Origin of the sequence: Rhodococcus sp. 06-1474-1B (assembly GCF_002258885.1) — a bacterium.
GTDB lineage: Bacteria > Actinomycetota > Actinomycetes > Mycobacteriales > Mycobacteriaceae > Rhodococcoides > Rhodococcoides fascians.
Map to the genome: position 1 here is coordinate 523,198 of NZ_NOYR01000034.1, position 16,600 is coordinate 539,797.

At 63.2% G+C, this 16,600-nt stretch carries 20 protein-coding genes and 1 pseudogene; 10 read left to right on the forward strand and 11 right to left on the reverse strand.

Features of this window, described 5'->3' with window-relative positions; all coding sequences use genetic code 11:
* Nucleotides 1–23 precede the first annotated feature (23 nt).
* Nucleotides 24–689, forward strand: coding sequence for a hypothetical protein (locus CH266_RS25990; protein WP_239535040.1), 666 nt, complete (start codon nucleotides 24–26; stop codon nucleotides 687–689).
* On the opposite strand, the gene CH266_RS24305 is transcribed toward CH266_RS25990, so the two are convergent.
* Nucleotides 690–1,484: a hypothetical protein gene (locus CH266_RS24305; RefSeq protein WP_094716329.1), complete on the reverse strand. Its 795-nt coding sequence runs from the start codon at nucleotides 1,482–1,484 to the stop codon at nucleotides 690–692.
* A gap of 139 nt (nucleotides 1,485–1,623) precedes the next feature.
* Here CH266_RS24305 and CH266_RS24310 point away from each other — a divergent pair, with 139 nt between their 5' ends.
* From CH266_RS24310 to CH266_RS24320, 4 genes are read left to right on the forward strand one after another with little or no spacing between them, the layout of a single operon-like run.
* Nucleotides 1,624–3,507, forward strand: a complete 1,884-nt coding sequence (locus CH266_RS24310; protein ID WP_094716330.1) for a hypothetical protein — start codon at nucleotides 1,624–1,626, stop codon at nucleotides 3,505–3,507.
* A complete protein-coding gene (locus CH266_RS25610; protein ID WP_167326471.1) occupies nucleotides 3,504–3,668 on the forward strand; it encodes a hypothetical protein in 165 nt (54 codons plus the stop codon). The genes CH266_RS24310 and CH266_RS25610 overlap by 4 nt, the downstream gene beginning before the upstream one ends.
* 1 nt (nucleotide 3,669) lies before the next feature.
* Nucleotides 3,670–4,089 (forward strand): hypothetical protein, encoded by a 420-nt coding sequence (locus tag CH266_RS24315; protein WP_032383104.1) that lies wholly within the window; start codon nucleotides 3,670–3,672, stop codon nucleotides 4,087–4,089.
* A complete protein-coding gene (locus CH266_RS24320; protein WP_094716331.1) occupies nucleotides 4,086–5,402 on the forward strand; it encodes a hypothetical protein in 1,317 nt (438 codons plus the stop codon). Before CH266_RS24315 ends, CH266_RS24320 begins: the two co-directional genes overlap by 4 nt.
* Here the strand turns inward: CH266_RS24320 and CH266_RS24325 are convergent.
* Together CH266_RS24325 and CH266_RS24330 are read right to left on the reverse strand one after the other, a co-directional pair.
* Complete coding sequence (locus tag CH266_RS24325; RefSeq protein ID WP_094716332.1) at nucleotides 5,363–5,671, reverse strand: hypothetical protein; 309 nt, start codon at nucleotides 5,669–5,671, stop codon at nucleotides 5,363–5,365. The two genes, CH266_RS24320 and CH266_RS24325, sit on opposite strands and share 40 nt — an antisense overlap.
* A gap of 45 nt (nucleotides 5,672–5,716) precedes the next feature.
* Complete coding sequence (locus CH266_RS24330) at nucleotides 5,717–6,409, reverse strand: hypothetical protein (RefSeq protein WP_141214573.1); 693 nt, start codon at nucleotides 6,407–6,409, stop codon at nucleotides 5,717–5,719.
* A gap of 257 nt (nucleotides 6,410–6,666) precedes the next feature.
* Between CH266_RS24330 and CH266_RS24335 the strand changes: the two genes are divergently transcribed.
* The 3 genes from CH266_RS24335 (at nucleotide 6,667) to CH266_RS24345 (ending at nucleotide 9,077) form a co-directional block, all read left to right on the forward strand.
* Nucleotides 6,667–6,996 carry an ArsR/SmtB family transcription factor gene (locus CH266_RS24335; protein WP_176457198.1) on the forward strand — a complete coding sequence of 110 codons (330 nt, stop codon included), beginning with the start codon at nucleotides 6,667–6,669 and terminating at the stop codon, nucleotides 6,994–6,996.
* The gene (locus CH266_RS24340) at nucleotides 6,996–7,688 is read left to right on the forward strand and encodes a cation diffusion facilitator family transporter (protein ID WP_094716380.1); all 693 of its coding nucleotides are present in this window, start codon (nucleotides 6,996–6,998) and stop codon (nucleotides 7,686–7,688) included. The genes CH266_RS24335 and CH266_RS24340 overlap by 1 nt, the downstream gene beginning before the upstream one ends.
* Before the next feature lie 105 nt (nucleotides 7,689–7,793).
* On the forward strand, nucleotides 7,794–9,077 hold the full coding sequence (locus tag CH266_RS24345) for an MFS transporter (protein WP_255176007.1): 1,284 nt from the start codon (nucleotides 7,794–7,796) through the stop codon (nucleotides 9,075–9,077).
* Here CH266_RS24345 and CH266_RS24350 read toward each other — a convergent pair.
* Nucleotides 9,052–10,074 (reverse strand): ABC transporter substrate-binding protein, encoded by a 1,023-nt coding sequence (locus CH266_RS24350; RefSeq protein WP_094716335.1) that lies wholly within the window; start codon nucleotides 10,072–10,074, stop codon nucleotides 9,052–9,054. The two genes, CH266_RS24345 and CH266_RS24350, sit on opposite strands and share 26 nt — an antisense overlap.
* Before the next feature lie 56 nt (nucleotides 10,075–10,130).
* On the opposite strand from CH266_RS24350, the gene CH266_RS24355 reads away from it, so the two are divergent.
* Complete coding sequence (locus tag CH266_RS24355; RefSeq protein ID WP_255176008.1) at nucleotides 10,131–10,688, forward strand: DinB family protein; 558 nt, start codon at nucleotides 10,131–10,133, stop codon at nucleotides 10,686–10,688.
* Here the strand turns inward: CH266_RS24355 and CH266_RS24360 are convergent.
* A pseudogene (locus CH266_RS24360) lies at nucleotides 10,660–11,469 on the reverse strand (NAD(P)H-dependent oxidoreductase). The gene CH266_RS24355 and the pseudogene CH266_RS24360 overlap by 29 nt on opposite strands.
* 150 nt (nucleotides 11,470–11,619) lie before the next feature.
* Between CH266_RS24360 and CH266_RS24365 the strand changes: the two are divergent.
* Nucleotides 11,620–12,483 carry a helix-turn-helix transcriptional regulator gene (locus tag CH266_RS24365; protein WP_094716336.1) on the forward strand — a complete coding sequence of 288 codons (864 nt, stop codon included), beginning with the start codon at nucleotides 11,620–11,622 and terminating at the stop codon, nucleotides 12,481–12,483.
* Here the strand turns inward: CH266_RS24365 and CH266_RS24370 are convergent.
* The 6 genes from CH266_RS24370 to CH266_RS26000 form a co-directional block, all read right to left on the reverse strand.
* Entirely contained in the window at nucleotides 12,446–13,600 is a 1,155-nt protein-coding gene (locus CH266_RS24370) for an FAD-dependent oxidoreductase (RefSeq protein WP_094716337.1), read from the reverse strand. The two genes, CH266_RS24365 and CH266_RS24370, sit on opposite strands and share 38 nt — an antisense overlap.
* A 69-nt stretch (nucleotides 13,601–13,669) precedes the next feature.
* Entirely contained in the window at nucleotides 13,670–14,332 is a 663-nt protein-coding gene (locus tag CH266_RS24375; protein WP_094716338.1) for a TetR/AcrR family transcriptional regulator, read from the reverse strand.
* Between the two features lie 206 nt (nucleotides 14,333–14,538).
* Nucleotides 14,539–15,006 carry a hypothetical protein gene (locus tag CH266_RS24380; protein ID WP_255176010.1) on the reverse strand — a complete coding sequence of 156 codons (468 nt, stop codon included), beginning with the start codon at nucleotides 15,004–15,006 and terminating at the stop codon, nucleotides 14,539–14,541.
* 18 nt (nucleotides 15,007–15,024) lie between these two features.
* Nucleotides 15,025–15,222 (reverse strand): hypothetical protein, encoded by a 198-nt coding sequence (locus CH266_RS24385; protein ID WP_094716339.1) that lies wholly within the window; start codon nucleotides 15,220–15,222, stop codon nucleotides 15,025–15,027.
* Between the two features lie 54 nt (nucleotides 15,223–15,276).
* Nucleotides 15,277–15,621, reverse strand: coding sequence for a hypothetical protein (locus CH266_RS25995; RefSeq protein WP_094732976.1), 345 nt, complete (start codon nucleotides 15,619–15,621; stop codon nucleotides 15,277–15,279).
* Between the two features lie 21 nt (nucleotides 15,622–15,642).
* Nucleotides 15,643–16,422: a hypothetical protein gene (locus CH266_RS26000; protein ID WP_255176011.1), complete on the reverse strand. Its 780-nt coding sequence runs from the start codon at nucleotides 16,420–16,422 to the stop codon at nucleotides 15,643–15,645.
* Nucleotides 16,423–16,600: the final 178 nt, after the last annotated feature.

Consider the following 16,600-nt stretch of genomic DNA (forward strand, 5'->3'; position numbering starts at 1 on the left):
GTAGACCGACGCCACCGAAGGCGGTGACACACAGCGATACGCGGCGCGGGCTCGGCCGTTTCCTGCAATCTACGTTGATACAAACCCAGTGGCAATCCGGCAGCGACAACCTTCGCAACGGCGATGCGTCGAACAACGTACTCGGTCGCCCTGAGCTGCTGCAGAAGAACAAGACCGATCGGCCCGATTCTGGCAGAATCAACGATCATGCGTGCGGGCCCGTCACAACTCGGGTCGACGCTGCTCCCGCAACCGAAGGACGACGAACACATGACGTCACCGTGAACAAGCTATCGACGGTGGCACTGCTGATCCTGCTGGGTGCAGCCGGAACGTTCAACGGAATGTCGTTGACCTCCGACCCCACCGGGCGGTCACTGGGCTTGGATGTCGACATGCTCCCTGCGTGGCATACCTGGGACTACCGCATCTCCGGGCTGTTCGTGCTGATTTTTCTCGGACTCGGATCGTTGATCTCGGTTGCTGCTGTGCTCGTCGATGCATACGACGCTCCGACGTGTGTCGTGTTCGTGGGGTTGGTGACCATCGGGTGGGTGGTGTGGCAGATCCTCGTACTCGATATCGACGCGCCCCGCGCCCAAATCCCCCTCACCCTGTTGGGGGTCGCGTTGACCATCCTCGCGATCGGCCAATTCCGCGCGCGTGCCCGCGACCGCAGCCGGCAGTAGTTACACGCCGACTGATCCGAGGAGCGCGTCTCCCGGATCGACGACCGCCACGACGGCAGCGACGAAGAGCAGCGCCATCCCGATCGTCATCACCGCGCCGAGTGAACCGAGGGTGACGAACATTCGACGGTGAGCAGCGGCTGTCGTGTCCGTCGCCGCGTACCGACGGAACGCGATCACGGTTGCGGGACCGACAACGGCGATCACCACACCCGTCGCGAGGACCACCGCCCAGTTGTAGTGCTCGACCTGCGTGAGCAGCTCGAGCAGAGGCGGCCTCGTATCTCCGCTCCGCACACCGCTTTCGATCAGTGACTGCGCCGTCTTCCCGTCCGCGGTGTCGTCGGAGAGCATCGGAAGCAGGGCGACGACGGGAGCGACCGTCGACTGGATGTTGATCACGGCGACGAACACCGAAAACAGAGACAGCACGGTCGAAGTACTCGCAGCGATCACGTAACCCATGCCGGCAGTCAGAGATCGCCTCCACAGCGTCGCCGCCAGCAGGCCCAGAACTGCGGTCAGCAGTACCGAGATGACGATCTTGATGGCGTGCCACGCGAACCAGTAGTCCACCATCTCCGCCAACCCGGGCGGAAAGGTGCGAACACCGCTGCCCCAGTACTCGACCAATACACGGCCGAGCAGCTCACTCATGGCGGACTGATCCTGGAACTGGGGATAACTTCCGCGCAGCAGAGCGGCCGGTCCGAGAACGAACGCGGCTACTAACAATGCCCCAGCACATGCCAACAGAACGATCGACCAGCGGCCGCGTGGGATGGACTTACTCATCGGATGGCTCCTTTCCGCACGAGAGTCAATCACCGAGAGCTCGGGCGCACATCCCTCTGTAGGACTGGATCGAGGAGCAGTGAGCCACCGATTGTCCCGAACTTCACCGAAACGGCGGCCTGTGGTCCATACTCTCGCTATGGTCAATGTAAGTGTGACGACGGGTAACGTCATTGCTCAGTCGGAAAGCGGAGGCGCGGCGCTGGACCAGGTCTTCGGTATGACGGCAGCCGCGGCCGTCGTGTCGTTGTTTCTGCTGTACCTGGCATTCATGCACCGCACTCGCCGCATCACGTGGCTGGCGAGGCTGGCGGACTACGCGGGATCGAAACTGAACTTGCCCGGCTGGGCTGCGCTTCCGCTGGTCCTGTTCGTCTCGACGATCCTGACGGCATTCTTCGGGTTCATCTGGGACGTCAGCCTGCACATCGGACGAGGGCGCGACGAGGGACCACTGGCCAACCCGGCCCACTACTTCATCCTGGTCGGCTTGTTCTTCCTGTTCATCGCGGGCGCGCTTGCGATCATCCTTCCGCTCGACGAGAAGCCCGGTCGTGCGGCCGTCAAGATCACCCGCACCTGGTACGCGCCCACGGGCGGTCTGCTGATCGCGGGCAGTGGACTGTATGCGCTCATCGGTTTTCCGTTGGATGACATCTGGCACCGCATCTTCGGCCAGGACGTCACGCTGTGGGGGCCGACGCACCTGATGCTGATCGGCGGTGCCGGACTGTCTCTGATCGGCGTCCTGCTGCTCGAGCACGAAGGCAGACTGGCGCTCGCCGCAGCACGGCAGACGTCCCCCGACGAGGTGGACGAAACTGCGCAGGGGCCTAGACGCTCGGTGTTGTCCTGGATTCTCAAAGCCAGCGCCTTCGGTGGCCTCCTCATCGGACTGTCGGTGTTCCAGATCGAATTCGACTTCGGAGTCGAGCAGTTCCGGTTGGTGTTCCAACCGATGCTCATCGTCGGTGCCGGCGCGTTCGCACTCGTCGCCGCACGACTGGTCGTGGGACGGGGCGCGACTCTGTTCGTCGTCGCATTTGCCGCCGTCATTCGTGAGCTGACGGCATTTGTCGTCGGTCCCGTTCTGGGTGAACCGCACAACGTCTTTGCGCTGTTCCTCGGGATCGCGGTGGTGGTCGAACTCGTCGGTCTCACTCCGCTCGTGTTGCACAGACTTCCATTCGGAATGCTCGCGGGATTCGCTGCCGCCACCGTGGGCCTGTGGCTCGAATCGTTGTGGATAGAGGCGGTATTCGTCTACCCGTGGCCGACGTCGATGTGGGTCGAGGCACTCGCGATGGCAGTACCCGTCGGCGTCATGTGTGGGCTGACGGCGGGACTGTTCGCGCAACTGCTCAGCGGTGACGGGCTGCCGGCACCTGCCGTCCGGCGCACGATCGTCGTCGCGTTGGTACTCGTCCTCGGCGGCGCGACAGCCAACGGATTGATGATCGACGTACCGGAAAACGCAACGGCGACGGTCACTCTCGCCGATGCCGCGCCGCAGGACGGTGGCCGCATGGTGACGGCGACGGTCCGTCTCGATCCGGCCGATCTGGTGTCCGACGACCCCGAGTGGGTGGCGATCCTGGCATGGCAGGGAGCCGGTGACACTCTGCGTGGTCTGGTCGTCGATCGTCTCGAACGGACCGGGCCCGGCATGTATCAGTCGACCCGTCCGGTACCGGCGCACGGAACGTGGAAGACGTTCCTGCGAATCCAGGACGGTCGAACGTTGACGGGAACACCGATCTTCATGGCGGCCGATCCCGGCATCGGCGCATCCGAGGTCTCGGCCGACGCCCAGTTCACGCGGCAGTTGCAGAGCGAGACTGCGCTGCTGCAGCGTGAGCGGAGCTTCGATCACCCGGCGTGGCTGTTCGGTGCCGCATCACTGGTTGTGCTCGTCTGCACTCTGGCATTGATCTGGGCTCTGTCGTGGGGCGCAGTGCGCATCAGTACCGAGACCCCGGGAGCATCGGTGTCACGCAGGACGCTGGATTCGAGCTCCGTATGACGGCAGCATCCGACGTCGTCTATCTCGCCGATCACTCTGTGGTGCTGGCCATTCCGGCGGTCGCGCCTGCGTTGATCATCGTGGCCGCGGTGCTGTACGTCGTCAGGAAGGACCGCCGGGCGGAGCGCGCAGAGAAACTCGAACAAGAAGGAGAGCACTGACATGGGACTGTCGCCAGTGCGGGCAGCGATCATCGGATGTGCAGCGGTGGCGTTGGTGGCCGGTTGTGGATCGTCGTCCGACGTTACCTCGCCCACCGCGGCAGAACCGGTGCCCAGCACCGACTCCACCGCGTCGGTGTCCGCGCAGCCCGATACCCTGCGGATGAATCTGTCGATCAATGGCGGGACGGTCGAACCGACCAATCAACGCCTCGACGTCTCTGTGGGGCAATTGATTTCGATGTCGATCAGCAGTGATATAACGGACGAACTGCATGTGCATTCGGTTCCCGAGCACACCTTCGAGATCGAGCCGGGCAAAGATCAGCTGTTCACGTTCACCGTCGACGTACCCGGACAGGTGGATATCGAACTGCACCACAGCGATCGCACTGTCGCCACGCTTGTCGTTCGTCCGTGATTCTCGCCCACGGCCTCGGCGGGTCGACCGATCTGCCGATCCCGGTCACCTACGCCCTGATCGGAGGGGCGTGGGCGCTGGCGGCGTCGTTCGTGCTGTTGTTGTTCGCGTGGCGTCGCCCCAGGCTCGACGCCACGCGTGTCGTCGTGGCGTTGCCGCGGACGACGGTGGTGGCTGATTCGGCGATCGTCCGGGGTCTCATCTGGACCTTGTCGGTGCTGCTGGCGGGCACTGTCTCCGCAGCATCGGTGTGGGGGCCACAGGATTCCAGCAACGCGTTGCTCGGCACCTTCTACGTTCTGGTGTGGGTGGGCATCGTTCCGGCGTCGCTGCTGTTCGGGCCGTTCTGGCGAATCGTGTCTCCGATGCGGGCAGTACACCGCGTCGTGTGCGGCCTGTTGCGTCGTCCGACGTCGTCGGCGATAGTCGCCTACCGTCGCGAATGGGGCTGCGTACCAGCAGTTGTCGGTCTCTTCGCGTTCGTCTGGCTCGAACTGGCCTCGCCCGACTCGGGCTCGGTACCGGCTGTTCGTCTGTGGTGCGCGGTGTACGTCGTAGTGATGGCGGTGGGTGCGGCGATCTTCGGCGACGAATGGTTCTTTCGTGCAGATCCTTTCGAGGTGTACAGCGACACGGTATCTCGGTTGTCTCCACTCACCCGAGATGCCGCGTCCGGCCTGCTGGCGCTGCGGTATCCGCTCGACGGTGCGGTGAGCCTGCCGGTGCAGCGGGGATCAGTGGCCGTGCTTGCCGTTCTGCTCGGGTCCACCGCCTTCGACAGTATCGGGCAGATACCGGCATGGCGTTCGTTGGTCGACGAATCCGCTCTCGGATCGGTGCCGACCAGAACCCTCGGGTTGATTGCCGTCATCTGCGTTGTCGGAGCGGCGTTCTGGTCTGCGGCCCGTGCCACCGGGGGAGTGTCGCGTGTTCGCCGTGCCGCGCTTCCAGGGCTCCTGGCCCATTCCCTGATTCCGATCGTGGTGGGTTACATGACGGCTCACTACCTCACGTACTTCGTCGAAAAGGGGCAGCAGACAATCATTTCGCTGTCGGATCCACTCGGCAACGGCGCGAATGTATTGGGGCTGCGGGATGCATCGGTCTCCTACGTCCTGTCCAACCACCCGTCGGTCGTCGCCGGCATCGCCGTCCTGGCGGTCGTGGTGGGGCACCTGGTGGGTATCACCCTCGCCCATGACGCGTCGCTGCGAACTCTGCCGAAAGAACACGCGGCTACCGGTCAACTCGCCATGATGGTCGTGATGGTGCTCTACACATTCGGCGGATTGTTCCTGCTGTTCGGTGCGTGATCGGGCCGCCTGCGCCGGACCCTGACAATCGTCACTGCGGCCAGCACCAGCCCAGCGAGTGTGAGGAAGTCGGACTCGGTGAGACCTCTCTCTGCGTCGACCACGTACAACGTCCTGCCTTCGATGGGGGCGTTGAAGAACAGCCACAACACCGAGACGGCACTCAGCGATATCGCCGCGGGCCACGACGGCCTGGCCAGAGACCATGCTGCTGAGGCAAATACGGCGTTCATCAGAACGAGGGCGTGGAACGGATCGACAGATGGCACCGGTACATCATGACGGAGTGCGTGCCAGACGACGACATCCCGAGCTCAGCGTTCACCGCGACAGAAAACCCGCGCTTCGGGATCTGCCGAGGGGTCGGGCGTGAAGTCGGCACAATCTTTCATGACGGGCAGACCCTGGTAGTCGGCCAGTTGCGGACATACATATGCCAGTGCCGAATAGACAAGAAGATCGAACTGTGCTGCCTGATCACCAGCAATCGACGGGGCCGCCCGGTCGGTGGGATGCAGTTGCTCCCACATCTGGCGGACTCCGGAACCTGCGACCGAGTTGCACGCTGCGCGTCCATGCTGTGCAACCTGGCCTCGGAGGGCGCGGAACTCGACCCCCGAGTGCAGCTGCCCGTCGTTGATGGGCAGACCGCACACTGCACGTGAGAAGGCTGCATCTCCGCCGCTCGGAACTTCGTCGTTCGGCCCTAGCTGCCACTCCGTGCGCTTGTCCTCGGCGAGTTGTGCAGGTGATGGGAACGATTGATCCGGGTAGGCGGCACGCTGGTCGTCGAACACCGTCTGCCAATAGGTGACGTAATCGTCCTCGGTGATGTTCGGCTGGTCGGAGTCGGTGCATACAGCGGTTTGGTCGACGGGGGCGTTGGTAGGAGCGGTCGTGTAATAACGCTCAGCGGTCGGTGGCGTTGTGCTGGGTGGGGCCTCAGCAGGGACACCGCAAGCGGATGCGGCTACTGCTGCCGCAATCGCGATTATCGACCGCCTCATGTCGGCAAACCCTAACAGCGGTGATCAGTTCGCTCTTGACACCCAGTAGTCCCGCACGCGCACCTGAGATTTCGCACGGTCATCGACCTGTCTGGAGGACATCATCGACGGTGTGACCGTTCCAGCGTTCCTATCGGTCGGCGGGGCCAGTTTCGGAAAGAATTCTCCGCGTTGTCGGCGGGTCCGGTTTCGACGATCGCGGATGATCGGGGCAGTTCACTCTTCCCTGAATACAGAATCCGATGTACCGTTGCGGCATGGACCTGCTGACTCACGTTTCGGTGCTGTCACGATTCGGCCACGCGCTGTCCGACGAAACCCGCACGCAAGTGCTGCTAGCGCTGAAAGATGCGCCGAGGTACCCGGCCGAACTTGCCGACGCATTGGGTGTGACGCGGCAGAAGTTGTCGAATCACCTTGCATGCCTGCGTGGCTGCGGCTTGGTCGTTGCCGTACCGGACGGACGCAGAACCCGATACGAGCTGGCCGACAACAGAATCGGTTTGGCGCTGGAAGACTTGCTGAAAGTTGTTCTTGCGGTCGACCCGACCTGCTGCTCGGCGTCGACCACCGAAGAGTGCTGCTGATGCCCGCCGAACCGGGCATGCCATCGCCGCCGGACTGGCTCTCGGTCGAGCGGCGCGCCATTCTGTCCACGCGCATTCGCGGGTTCGTCGCGGTGACGATTGTCTACAACGTGATCGAAGCGGTCATCGCAATCGCAGAGGGTGCTCGGGTCTCGTCCACCGCGTTGGTCGGGTTCGGCCTGGATTCGATCATCGAGGTTTCGTCGGCAGCGGCTGTGGCATGGCAGTTCTCGGCCAAGGATCCCGAAACGAGAGAGAAGGTCGCTCTCCGGATGATCGCGTTCTCGTTCTTCGGGCTGGCAGCGTACGTCACTATCGACGCCGTGCGTGCGCTGTTCGGGTTCACAGCCGCCGAGCACACCGCAGTCGGAATTGCCCTCGCTGCATTCAGTCTGGTGATCATGCCCGCGCTCTCGTGGGCTCAGCGCCGGGCCGGGCGCGAGCTGGGTTCGGCCACCGCCGTCGCCGACTCCAAACAGACCTTGCTGTGCACCTACCTCTCCGCAGTTCTTTTGATCGGATTGATCCTTAACAGTCTCTCCGGTTTTTCGTGGGCCGACCCAGTAGCAGCCCTCGTCATTGCCGGCCTTGCCACGAAGGAGGGGATGAACGCGTGGAGAGGAGACACCTGCTGCGCGCCGATACCCGTCCGTACCGAATCGGGCGAGCACCGCTGCGATTGCTGCGAGTGACACCTGCCGACCGCGCCCCGAACAGTCTGCGCCTCTGGGCCCGCTGATCCCGGGATCAACTTTGTCTCCTAACTGAGGAGACCGGCGCCAGTAGTGTCGACGTTCGTGACGATCAACCCTGGAGTCGGTGGTGCGTCGGCGCGAGGTCGGCTACGAGACCTTCCGTCGGTGGTCAAGCTGGTGTTGGCATCGATGGTGTTGTTCAATGTCGGCTTCTATCTGGTGGTTCCGTTTCTCGCGGTGCATCTGTCCGAGGAACTCGGATTCGCGAGTTGGATCGTCGGGCTCGTGTTGGGGCTGCGCACGTTCAGTCAGCAGGGCATGTTCTTTCTCGGCGGCAGCATCGCCGATCGATTCGGGCGTCGGCCGGTCATTCTGTGGGGCATAGCAATACGCATCGTCGGGTTCGTTGTGCTGGCGCTTGCGAGCAGCCTCCCCGCTGTGATCGTCGGGATTCTGCTGATCGGTTTCGCCGCAGCACTGTTCGCGCCTGCGGTGGAATCCGCCAACGCCGATATCGGTCGTCAGCTCGAAGACGCGGGCGTCATCAAGCGCACCGAACTGTTCGGTTACGAGCAGATGAGCAGTCGGCTCGGCACCGTGCTCGGGCCGGCGTTGGGGGCGGTGCTCCTGATCTTTCCGTTCTCGGCATCGGCTGCTGTAGCCGCAATGCTGTTCGTCGGCATGTGGATCGGGTTCTACTTCCTGTTCCCCAGAACAATCGAAACCGGCAGTGTCGTCGGTACTTCCATCACCCGGGTCTGGCGTGTGGTGTTGGGCAATCGACGCTACGTCGTCCTGGCCACGCTGTGCAGCGCACAGTTCGTCGCGCTCGCTCAGCTGTATTTGATGCTGCCCGAGCAACTCTCACTACGCATCGGCTCGCTGGATTTACTCGGCTGGTTCTACGTGGGGGCAGCGGTATTGGTGATCGTCGGTCAACGACCAATGGTGGCGGTTGCCGCACGGATGGGATCGCGCGCCGCAACAACCATCGGCCTGGCTGTCATGGCGGCGTCGTTCGTGATTCCGGCGGTAGGACCAGGCACCGTCACCGACTCGGTGTGGCCGTACGTGCAGATTGCAGCGTGGATTGCGCTACTGCATCTGGGGCAGATGTTGATGGTGCCTTCGATGCGAGACACGCTCGCTCGAATTGCCCGAGAGCGTTATCTGGGAGCGCATTTCGGACTACTCAACACCATCGGTGGATGTCTGTCGTTGATCGGCACGATCGGCGTCGGGTATCTCTACGATCGCCTCGACGACGGCAGCGTTGCAGCGGCGACCCCATGGTTGGTGGTCGCCGGCTGCATCGCCGCGCCTGCCGTCGTGCTCGGTGTGTGGTCGTCGATGTCCGACGCTATCTGGCCGCGTCGACAGCCTTGATGTCGTCGATGAACGCAGACAGCACAAAGGGGATGGTCAGCGGATTCGGCATCGACACTGCGTCGGAGACAATCGGATCCAGCGCGATCAATCCGCCGTTGCGCACGACGCCCAGATTGGTGAAGGTCTCCTGCGATTCCATGGACTCGCGGTGGAGTTCGTAATTGTCGAAGAAGAGGTAGTCGCATTCGAGCAAGCTGTAGCTCTCGGCCGAGAGTTCAGTGTTCAGCTTGCCTTCGAATTGGGACGCCAATGCGGCGGGTGCCTCGAAGCCGAGTGCGGTCAACAGCTGGGCCCGCGCCGAGTCGGGACTGAACGCCCGTAGCTTGCCGTCACTCCACCGGATGACCAATGCAGCCGTCTTGCCGACGAACTGCGGATTGTCGGTTCGAGCCTGCGCCACAAGGGCTTCGACGCGGTCGACCTCGGCCTGAGCGGCGCTCGGCAAACCCACCGCACGCCCGATTCTGGTGGTCACCTCCTGCCACGGCAGCACCCAATCGGTCTGACCCGCAGCGTGCAGCACCGTCGGCGCAATCGCACTGAGCTGCGCGTAGACGTTGTCGTCGATGGCGTTGTTGACGGCGATGATCAGATCGGGGGCGGCGGCCGCAATGGTCTCCACATCGAACTCGGTCGTCGCGTTCGCCAGTGCTATCGGTTCGTCACCCTTGACGGTCGGTTCGGCCCAGATGCCGATTCCGTCGTCGGTCGAGCCCTTCCATACCGGCACCAGTACGGGCGTCAGACCCAACGACAGCAGCACGTCGGAGTCGCCGATGCCCACCGCGGCGATACGGGTGGGAGCGGAGTTGATGGTCGTGGAACCGAGCTTGTGCTCGATCGTCACGGGGAACGCGCCGCTCTCGACGTTCGCCGCCGAACTGGAGTCATCCGAACGTTCCGCCGAGCCGTTGGTGCAGCCGGCAACAACGAGACCGGCGACCGACACGAACGTCATCGACAACGCAGTCCGCCGATTCACCACGGGATTCATCGAGTCTCCTTCAAGCGTAGTTTGGATGCCCTAATCTAAACCACCTTCGCTCGATTGTGCTGTCCTACGTTCTGTGGCCGGTGCCGTCCAGCGCGGCAGAGGGCGTCGGCTGGCCGGGCCGGGTGTACGGTCCGGTGATGCAGGACGACATCGAAAGACGCGTAGCCGACGCCACTCTCGTGGTCACCGGCGAGAGTCTGTCGTCGATGGCAGAGATCCTCAGGGGCCTGGGCGACGAGTTCGCCAATACGAGACCGGATCTGCCGGGGGCCAACAGTCCGTACGCAATCGTGTTCCACTGCGTTGCAATGATCGAGCACTGGGGAGGCTCGGTGATCGCCGGCCTGAAAATCCCGCGGGACCGCGCCGCCGAATTCACTGCCACCGGCGTGGTCGATGATCTGATCACACGGGTCGACGATGTACGTGCGCGTCTGCCCGAGTGGGTGGATATGGCATTGCGCGAAGGGATTCGCGATCGGACCGTCATGGGTTCCACGCGTCCAGAGCTGGCAACCGCCACCCCGGAATGGGTGTTGACACACTTGGTGCGTGAGCTGTCCCAACACCTCGGCCAGCTCGAGCTCACACGCGACGTTCTTCGCCGGGCGTGACCGGCGACCGCACGTGCAAGGCGAAACTCGACTGCCCGGGTTGTTCGAGGCCGTCTTTGAGGCGGAGTGACGGCATTTCGTAGTCGCCGAAGTTCTATTTCCTGAACGCTATCGGTTCGGTTGTCTCGAGTTCGAGTAGTCGCCGTTCCCAGTTCTTTGCGGCAACTGCGTACTCCTCGGCCGTCAATCGATCGGATCCGTGGACGACGAACGGAGGCAGAACGTCGATCCCCGGGTAGTAGAGGATGCCGTGGTGGATGGGGAACAACAGGTCGTCGATCGGGCCGTTGATGCCCCGATCCGAGTAGTGGGCTTCAGGGCCGCCCACGGTCACCGACAGCAGTGCTCTTTTGCCGGCGAGGGTTCCCTCGCCGAAGCGCTCACCGTACTTGGTGTCGCTGTGTTCGCCGACGCCATAGGCGAAGTGGTAGGTGAACACTCGGTCCACCCATCCCTTCAGGATCGCGGGCATCGAGTACCACCACAGGGGGAATTGGAAGATGATGGTGTCGGCCCACAGCAACTTCTCCTGCTCGGCGCGGACGTCGGACTTGAGGGTGCCGGTGTCGAAGGCGCGGCCGGAATCGGCAGCCACCCGCAGTGGCGATGAGGCGGCGGGCCCGTAGTCCGACGCGTCCAATGCAGCCTTCCAATTCGATCCGTAGAGATCGGTCACCTGCACGTCGTGACCGGCGGCTTCCAACGTGGCGACGGCCAGATCCTTGAGCGAGTGGTTGAGCGACTGCGGTTCTGGGTGGGCGTAGACGATGAGCGTCTTCACGGGTGCTCCCTGTTGTCGAGTTGTGTTCGAGTGACGCCTTCACCCTGTCTCGTTCTGCCCGTCTCGTTCAGGGGCGCGATGTCCTGTGGTCGGTGTTCCTGGTATCGGCGGTACCACTCTCGACCGACGAATCCGGGGGATACTTCAGTTGTGGACGATTTGGCGAACTTCTTGAGAATTCGGCGGTCCCGTGTCGATCCGGCGTCGGTCGGAATCCCCGTCGACCGATATCGCCGCGTCGACGGGCTACGGCGCGAGGAGGTCGCCCACCTGTCGGGCGTCAGCATCGATTACTACGTTCGTCTCGAACAGGGCCGCGCCACACAGCCGTCCGAGCAGATTCTCGACGCTCTGGCGCGGGTGTTCGCTCTGGACGACACCGAACGGGCGCACCTGGATCGGCTCGCCCGCCGACGTCGTCGGCCCGCAAAGACCCCGAAGGGGCGCGTGCGACCGGAACTTCTACACGTCCTCGATCTGGTCCAGGGGGCACCTGCGTTCATCATGGACCACCGCATGAATGTGCTTGCGGCCAACCGACTTGCACGTGTGCTCTACGGCCAACCCGTCCCGGGGTTGAACACCGCGCGGCACATCTTTCTCGAGGAAACCGAGCGGGGGCTGTACGACGACTGGAACACCTGCACCATGGATGTCGTCGGTCATCTTCGGCTAGCTGCGGGACAGTATCCCGACGACCCTCAGTTGGCGTCGCTGATCGGTGAATTGTCCATGGGGAGTGACCGATTCCGTCGACTGTGGGCACGCGCTGATGTGTGCGCTCGAACGCACGGGCGCAAGGCCTACCGTCACCCGCTGGTGGGTTTGTTGGAGCTTCATCAGGAGAACTTCGCTCTGCCGGGTGAGCCGGGAATGGAGATGATCGTCCTGAGCGCCGCGGCCGGCAGTGCCAGCGAGGACGGCCTGCGGCTGCTTGCAGCCCTCGCGCTCGATACGGCGTCGGGCAGTGAATCGTTTACTGCGAGAGACGATCACCCGAGCTCGCAGGGGTGACGCCGGTGATCAAATCGATCATCCCGAACGGGGATCGTTCCCCGAGACACAGGTCGAGCGTTTCGTGTGACTGGATGGTCACTGCCTCACTGCGGGTGAACAGGGACTTCTCGTAGACGGACAGCGCTTCGTCGATGTTGTCGCGGTGATCGGCAATGGCGCGAGCAAGTTCGGCACCGTCGAACATCGAGAGATTCGCGCCGTCTCCGGAGGGAGGCATCAGGTGTGCGGCATCGCCCACGAGGGTCACTCCCGGCGCGGGATCCCAGCGGTGGTCGTTGGGGAGCGTGAAAATCTTTCGGGGAACTAGCGCGGTCTCGCCATCGGTGATCAACGCAGTCAATTCCGGTGCCCACCCATCGAATTCGGCTGCGACCGTCGCTTTGGCCGAGGCGGCGTCGGTGAAGTCGATCGCGTCGATCCAGTCGACGCTGCGATTGAGCTGAACGTACGTGTGCAGGATGTCGCCGGCCTCGCGGTGCACGGAGATTCCCTTACCCGGGGTGAGGGCGAACATCGCACCGCCGCCGACTGCGCGTGCCGTCGCGGGGTGACGTGCGTCGACGTCGTGCAGGTAGGTCTCGACGAAGACGGTACCCACGTAATCGGGTTGGGCTGCGGAGAGTAGGGATCGGACTCGTGACCACGCGCCGTCGGCACCGACGAGCAGATCGGTGACCGTCGTGGTTCCGTTCGCGAACTCGAGTGCGTGTTGCCCATTGCCCAGTGGCCGGACGGAGGTGAGCTTGTGCCCCAACTGAACGGTGTCGGCCGGCAGTGAGTCGAGCAGAATGCGTCGCAGGTCGCCGCGCAGTACCTCCGGTCGACCTCCGGTGCCGTCGTCGGCTTCGTCGAGCAGGGCCTCACCGTTCGGACGCAGGACGCGAGTCGCTTCGCCTCCCTCGTGAATGATGGCGCGGAACTGTTCGGTCAGCCCGGCCGCGGCGAGGGCGACCTGCCCGTCCTCCTCGTGGATGTCGAGCTGCCCGCCCTGGGTGCGCACGTCAGGCGTGGCGTCGGCCTCGTACACCGTGGCGGCGATTCCGTGCACGTGCAGTACCCGTGCCAGCACCAGGCCGCCGAGTCCTGCACCGATGATCGAAATGGATGAACCCATGACTGTCTCCGCTCGTTGTTGGAACACTGTTCCAAGGCTGTCAAGCGGGGGTGTCGGCTGGCGGTCGGTTCAACCGCGGTCGATACCGGCCAGGATGATGTCGACACCGGCCTGGAATTGTTCTCTGTCGTCATGTTCGGCGAATTGCGACGCGATTCGGGTGAGGAACGGATAGTCGCCGGTATCCGTCACCGCCGAGCGTGTGGAGTCGAGAAATGTCGCGCGGTCCGTCACCGTGGCGGCAAGTTGCCTCCCGGCATCGCGCTGACTCGCAGCCCCGAGAGCGTGGTACATGAGCACGGACGCGGCGTCGAACTGCGCATTTTCTGGAACTCCGCGTACGTCCAGTTCGGTTCCGATGCGGTCGAACAGATGCATGACGGCCGGCTGCCACGGCGCGCCGGCGAGTTGCGTCGCCACCCATGGCCGCGTGGTGATCATGTCGAACACCCTCATCATCACGCCGCGAACGCCCTGCTCTGTCGGTTCGTTCTCGGGCGAGGATTCCAATACCGACGCCATGACGGCTTTGGCCGCTGCCGCGAGCAGATCTTCCCTGTTGCTGACGTGGTGATAGAGCGCCCCGGCACCTGTGGACAGGTGTGCAGCGAGGGTGCGAAACGTCAGAGCATCGGTGCCACCCTCGTCGAGCATCTCGATCGCTGCCTGCACGATGCGCCCTTTGGACAGGGCATCGGAACGTCGCGCGGGTGTCGGCTTCTTCTCGGGCATGCGCAAATCCTGCCACAACTGGAACGGTGTTCCAGGTCTAAATGCCGGTGGCGGTAGCGTTCTCGATCCAGAGACTCAGTGCAAGCACGTCCCGAAAGGTCAGGGCATTGCCAGTGCATGCGTCGCCAGCGAGGGCTCGAGAGTGGGCTGGCGGGCGTCTCCGTGCGGAAAAGCGAGTTTCTCCAGGCGGGCATCTCACCGTAAAGTCAAGTGCTGCAGAGGGACCCGATATCGGTGACAACAGTGTTGTCGTGCGGATCGACCCATTGCGTACCGCGCGGATGAAGTAGGTGCTTGCCGCGGCTCGGCCACTGAACGAATTCGTACCCCGCCAACTCCGTTTGCACGGTCTCCGCTACCCATTCGACAGCGTCGGGATAGTCCGCGTCCATCGACATGCCGTCGCCTCGCCCGAATCCGTAAAAGCCGCCGCCGCTCCATCCGATGATCACGCAGTAATCCGGGTTGATCTCGAATTCCCACACGAGGCTGTGCATGCTCACTTGGCGGCCGACCCGCAGGCACTCCAGGTCGCGCGCCACGGCGTCGAGCGCACGTACCCATGCTGCGGGTGGATCGAAACCCGGATTGTTCTGCGGTACAACAGTGGTCGAGTACATCGGGAGCTGCCAGACGAGACTGTCGGCGCGCGTGTAGTCCCACACGGACTCCATAGGTAGCGCTCCCTTCGTTCAGCGGCCCGAGCCTGGAGGTCGGTTCATGCGGGCAATGAAGACCGACGACACGAGAGCGCCGAGAAACATGCCTCCGCCGATCCCAATGCTGAGGTTGTCGATCAGAACGCCGACGATGACACCTGCCAACATGCCCGCGACTACTCCGTACAGCACGTACGTACCGGCATTCGGCTTCTGCGGATTGTCGGCCATAGGGATATCCGTTCGTCGATTCGGCAGAAAAGAGTTCGGAGACAGCCTAATTTCTCACCGCGACGTGTGGAGTGCATCTTCTGGACCCACTGCCACCGCTTCGATTGCACAGAACGCTCCACTCGACGGTTCAGCAGCGGGGATTCCGCGACACAGGCCCCAGAGTGGAGCGGGAATTGCAGCGCTTCGACCCCGCACCACGTCGAATGCCGGCTGGCGGGTGAAGTCCGCCCGCAGCAGTCCAAAGTTCTGCTCGGAGTCGGAGTCGGAGTCGGAGTCGGTTCCGGCGTCACGTAACGAATGCACGAAGACCGGACCGATGTAGGGCAGGGTCGACGCCTTGTTCAGGCTCCCCATGAATCCGGCTGCCCCGGCGGCGTACATCTGCCGCAGGAACATCACCGGCGTCTATGCGAATCCTCAATCCCCTGGCGTTCGACTAAGGCTGGCAATGATGTCGTCGATCGTGTCGCGCGAGATCGACCGGTCTGTCTGTTGTTCGGCCAAGACCATGAACACGGCGACGGTTGCATTCGAAAAGCCCTGCATTGCAACAATGTCGATGGATGCCGCTGGTGGATCGCAGTCGTACTCTTGCAGGAGGTTCGATGCAGTGACGGTGTACCGAACCGCCGGTGCGTCATTGATCTGCAGGTTGATGGGCTCCGAGTACTGAATAACGGCGTCGTCGTCGGGGGCCCGCCGAAAAATGATGTCAGTTCGACGACTCACTTCCAACGCCGCAGTCTGCACGTCCACTCCGCTACGGCCGGTGATTCCGGTGCTTGCCTTCGAGACTCCGTCCCGAAACTCGGGGCAGTAGTCGTATTCGACCTCCGCGAAGTCGCCGAAGCGCAGTGACTCCTCGTCGTTCTCCCACCCCATGACCCCACCCCGCTGAAATTGCCAGTCTCCCGGCACTGTGTAGCGGATGCCGTATTTGGTGTCGATGGGGATCGGGTCGCCGTCGGGAACGTCGTTCTCCGGGGGAGCAAGTTCCATGGACGGAAATCCTGGCGGAGGCTTCGAGGCAGTCGTGGTTCCCTTCGGCGGCAGCGTTGTGGCTGCCTCCGACGTCGGCGCGGTGACGCCCTGGTACGAGTTCGGTGCTTGTGGGCCGAGCTTGGGCAGCAGGTAGCCGACCGCCAAGAACAGTCCCAGTAACGCCGCGACGCGCAGTAGACGCATTTTCAGACTCACAACGCTCCCCCCGAAGTCGCCACACGCTAGCACCTCGGTATCGGTCCGACGTTCGACCGACAACCCTTGACTTCGATTCGACGATTCGGAGCTAATGAATGGGCGGGAACCTCCCGAGGGGGAGTTCTGAGAGCCGTGTGCAACGTAGCGGACACGTCGAGGCAATCCCGCAAAAACA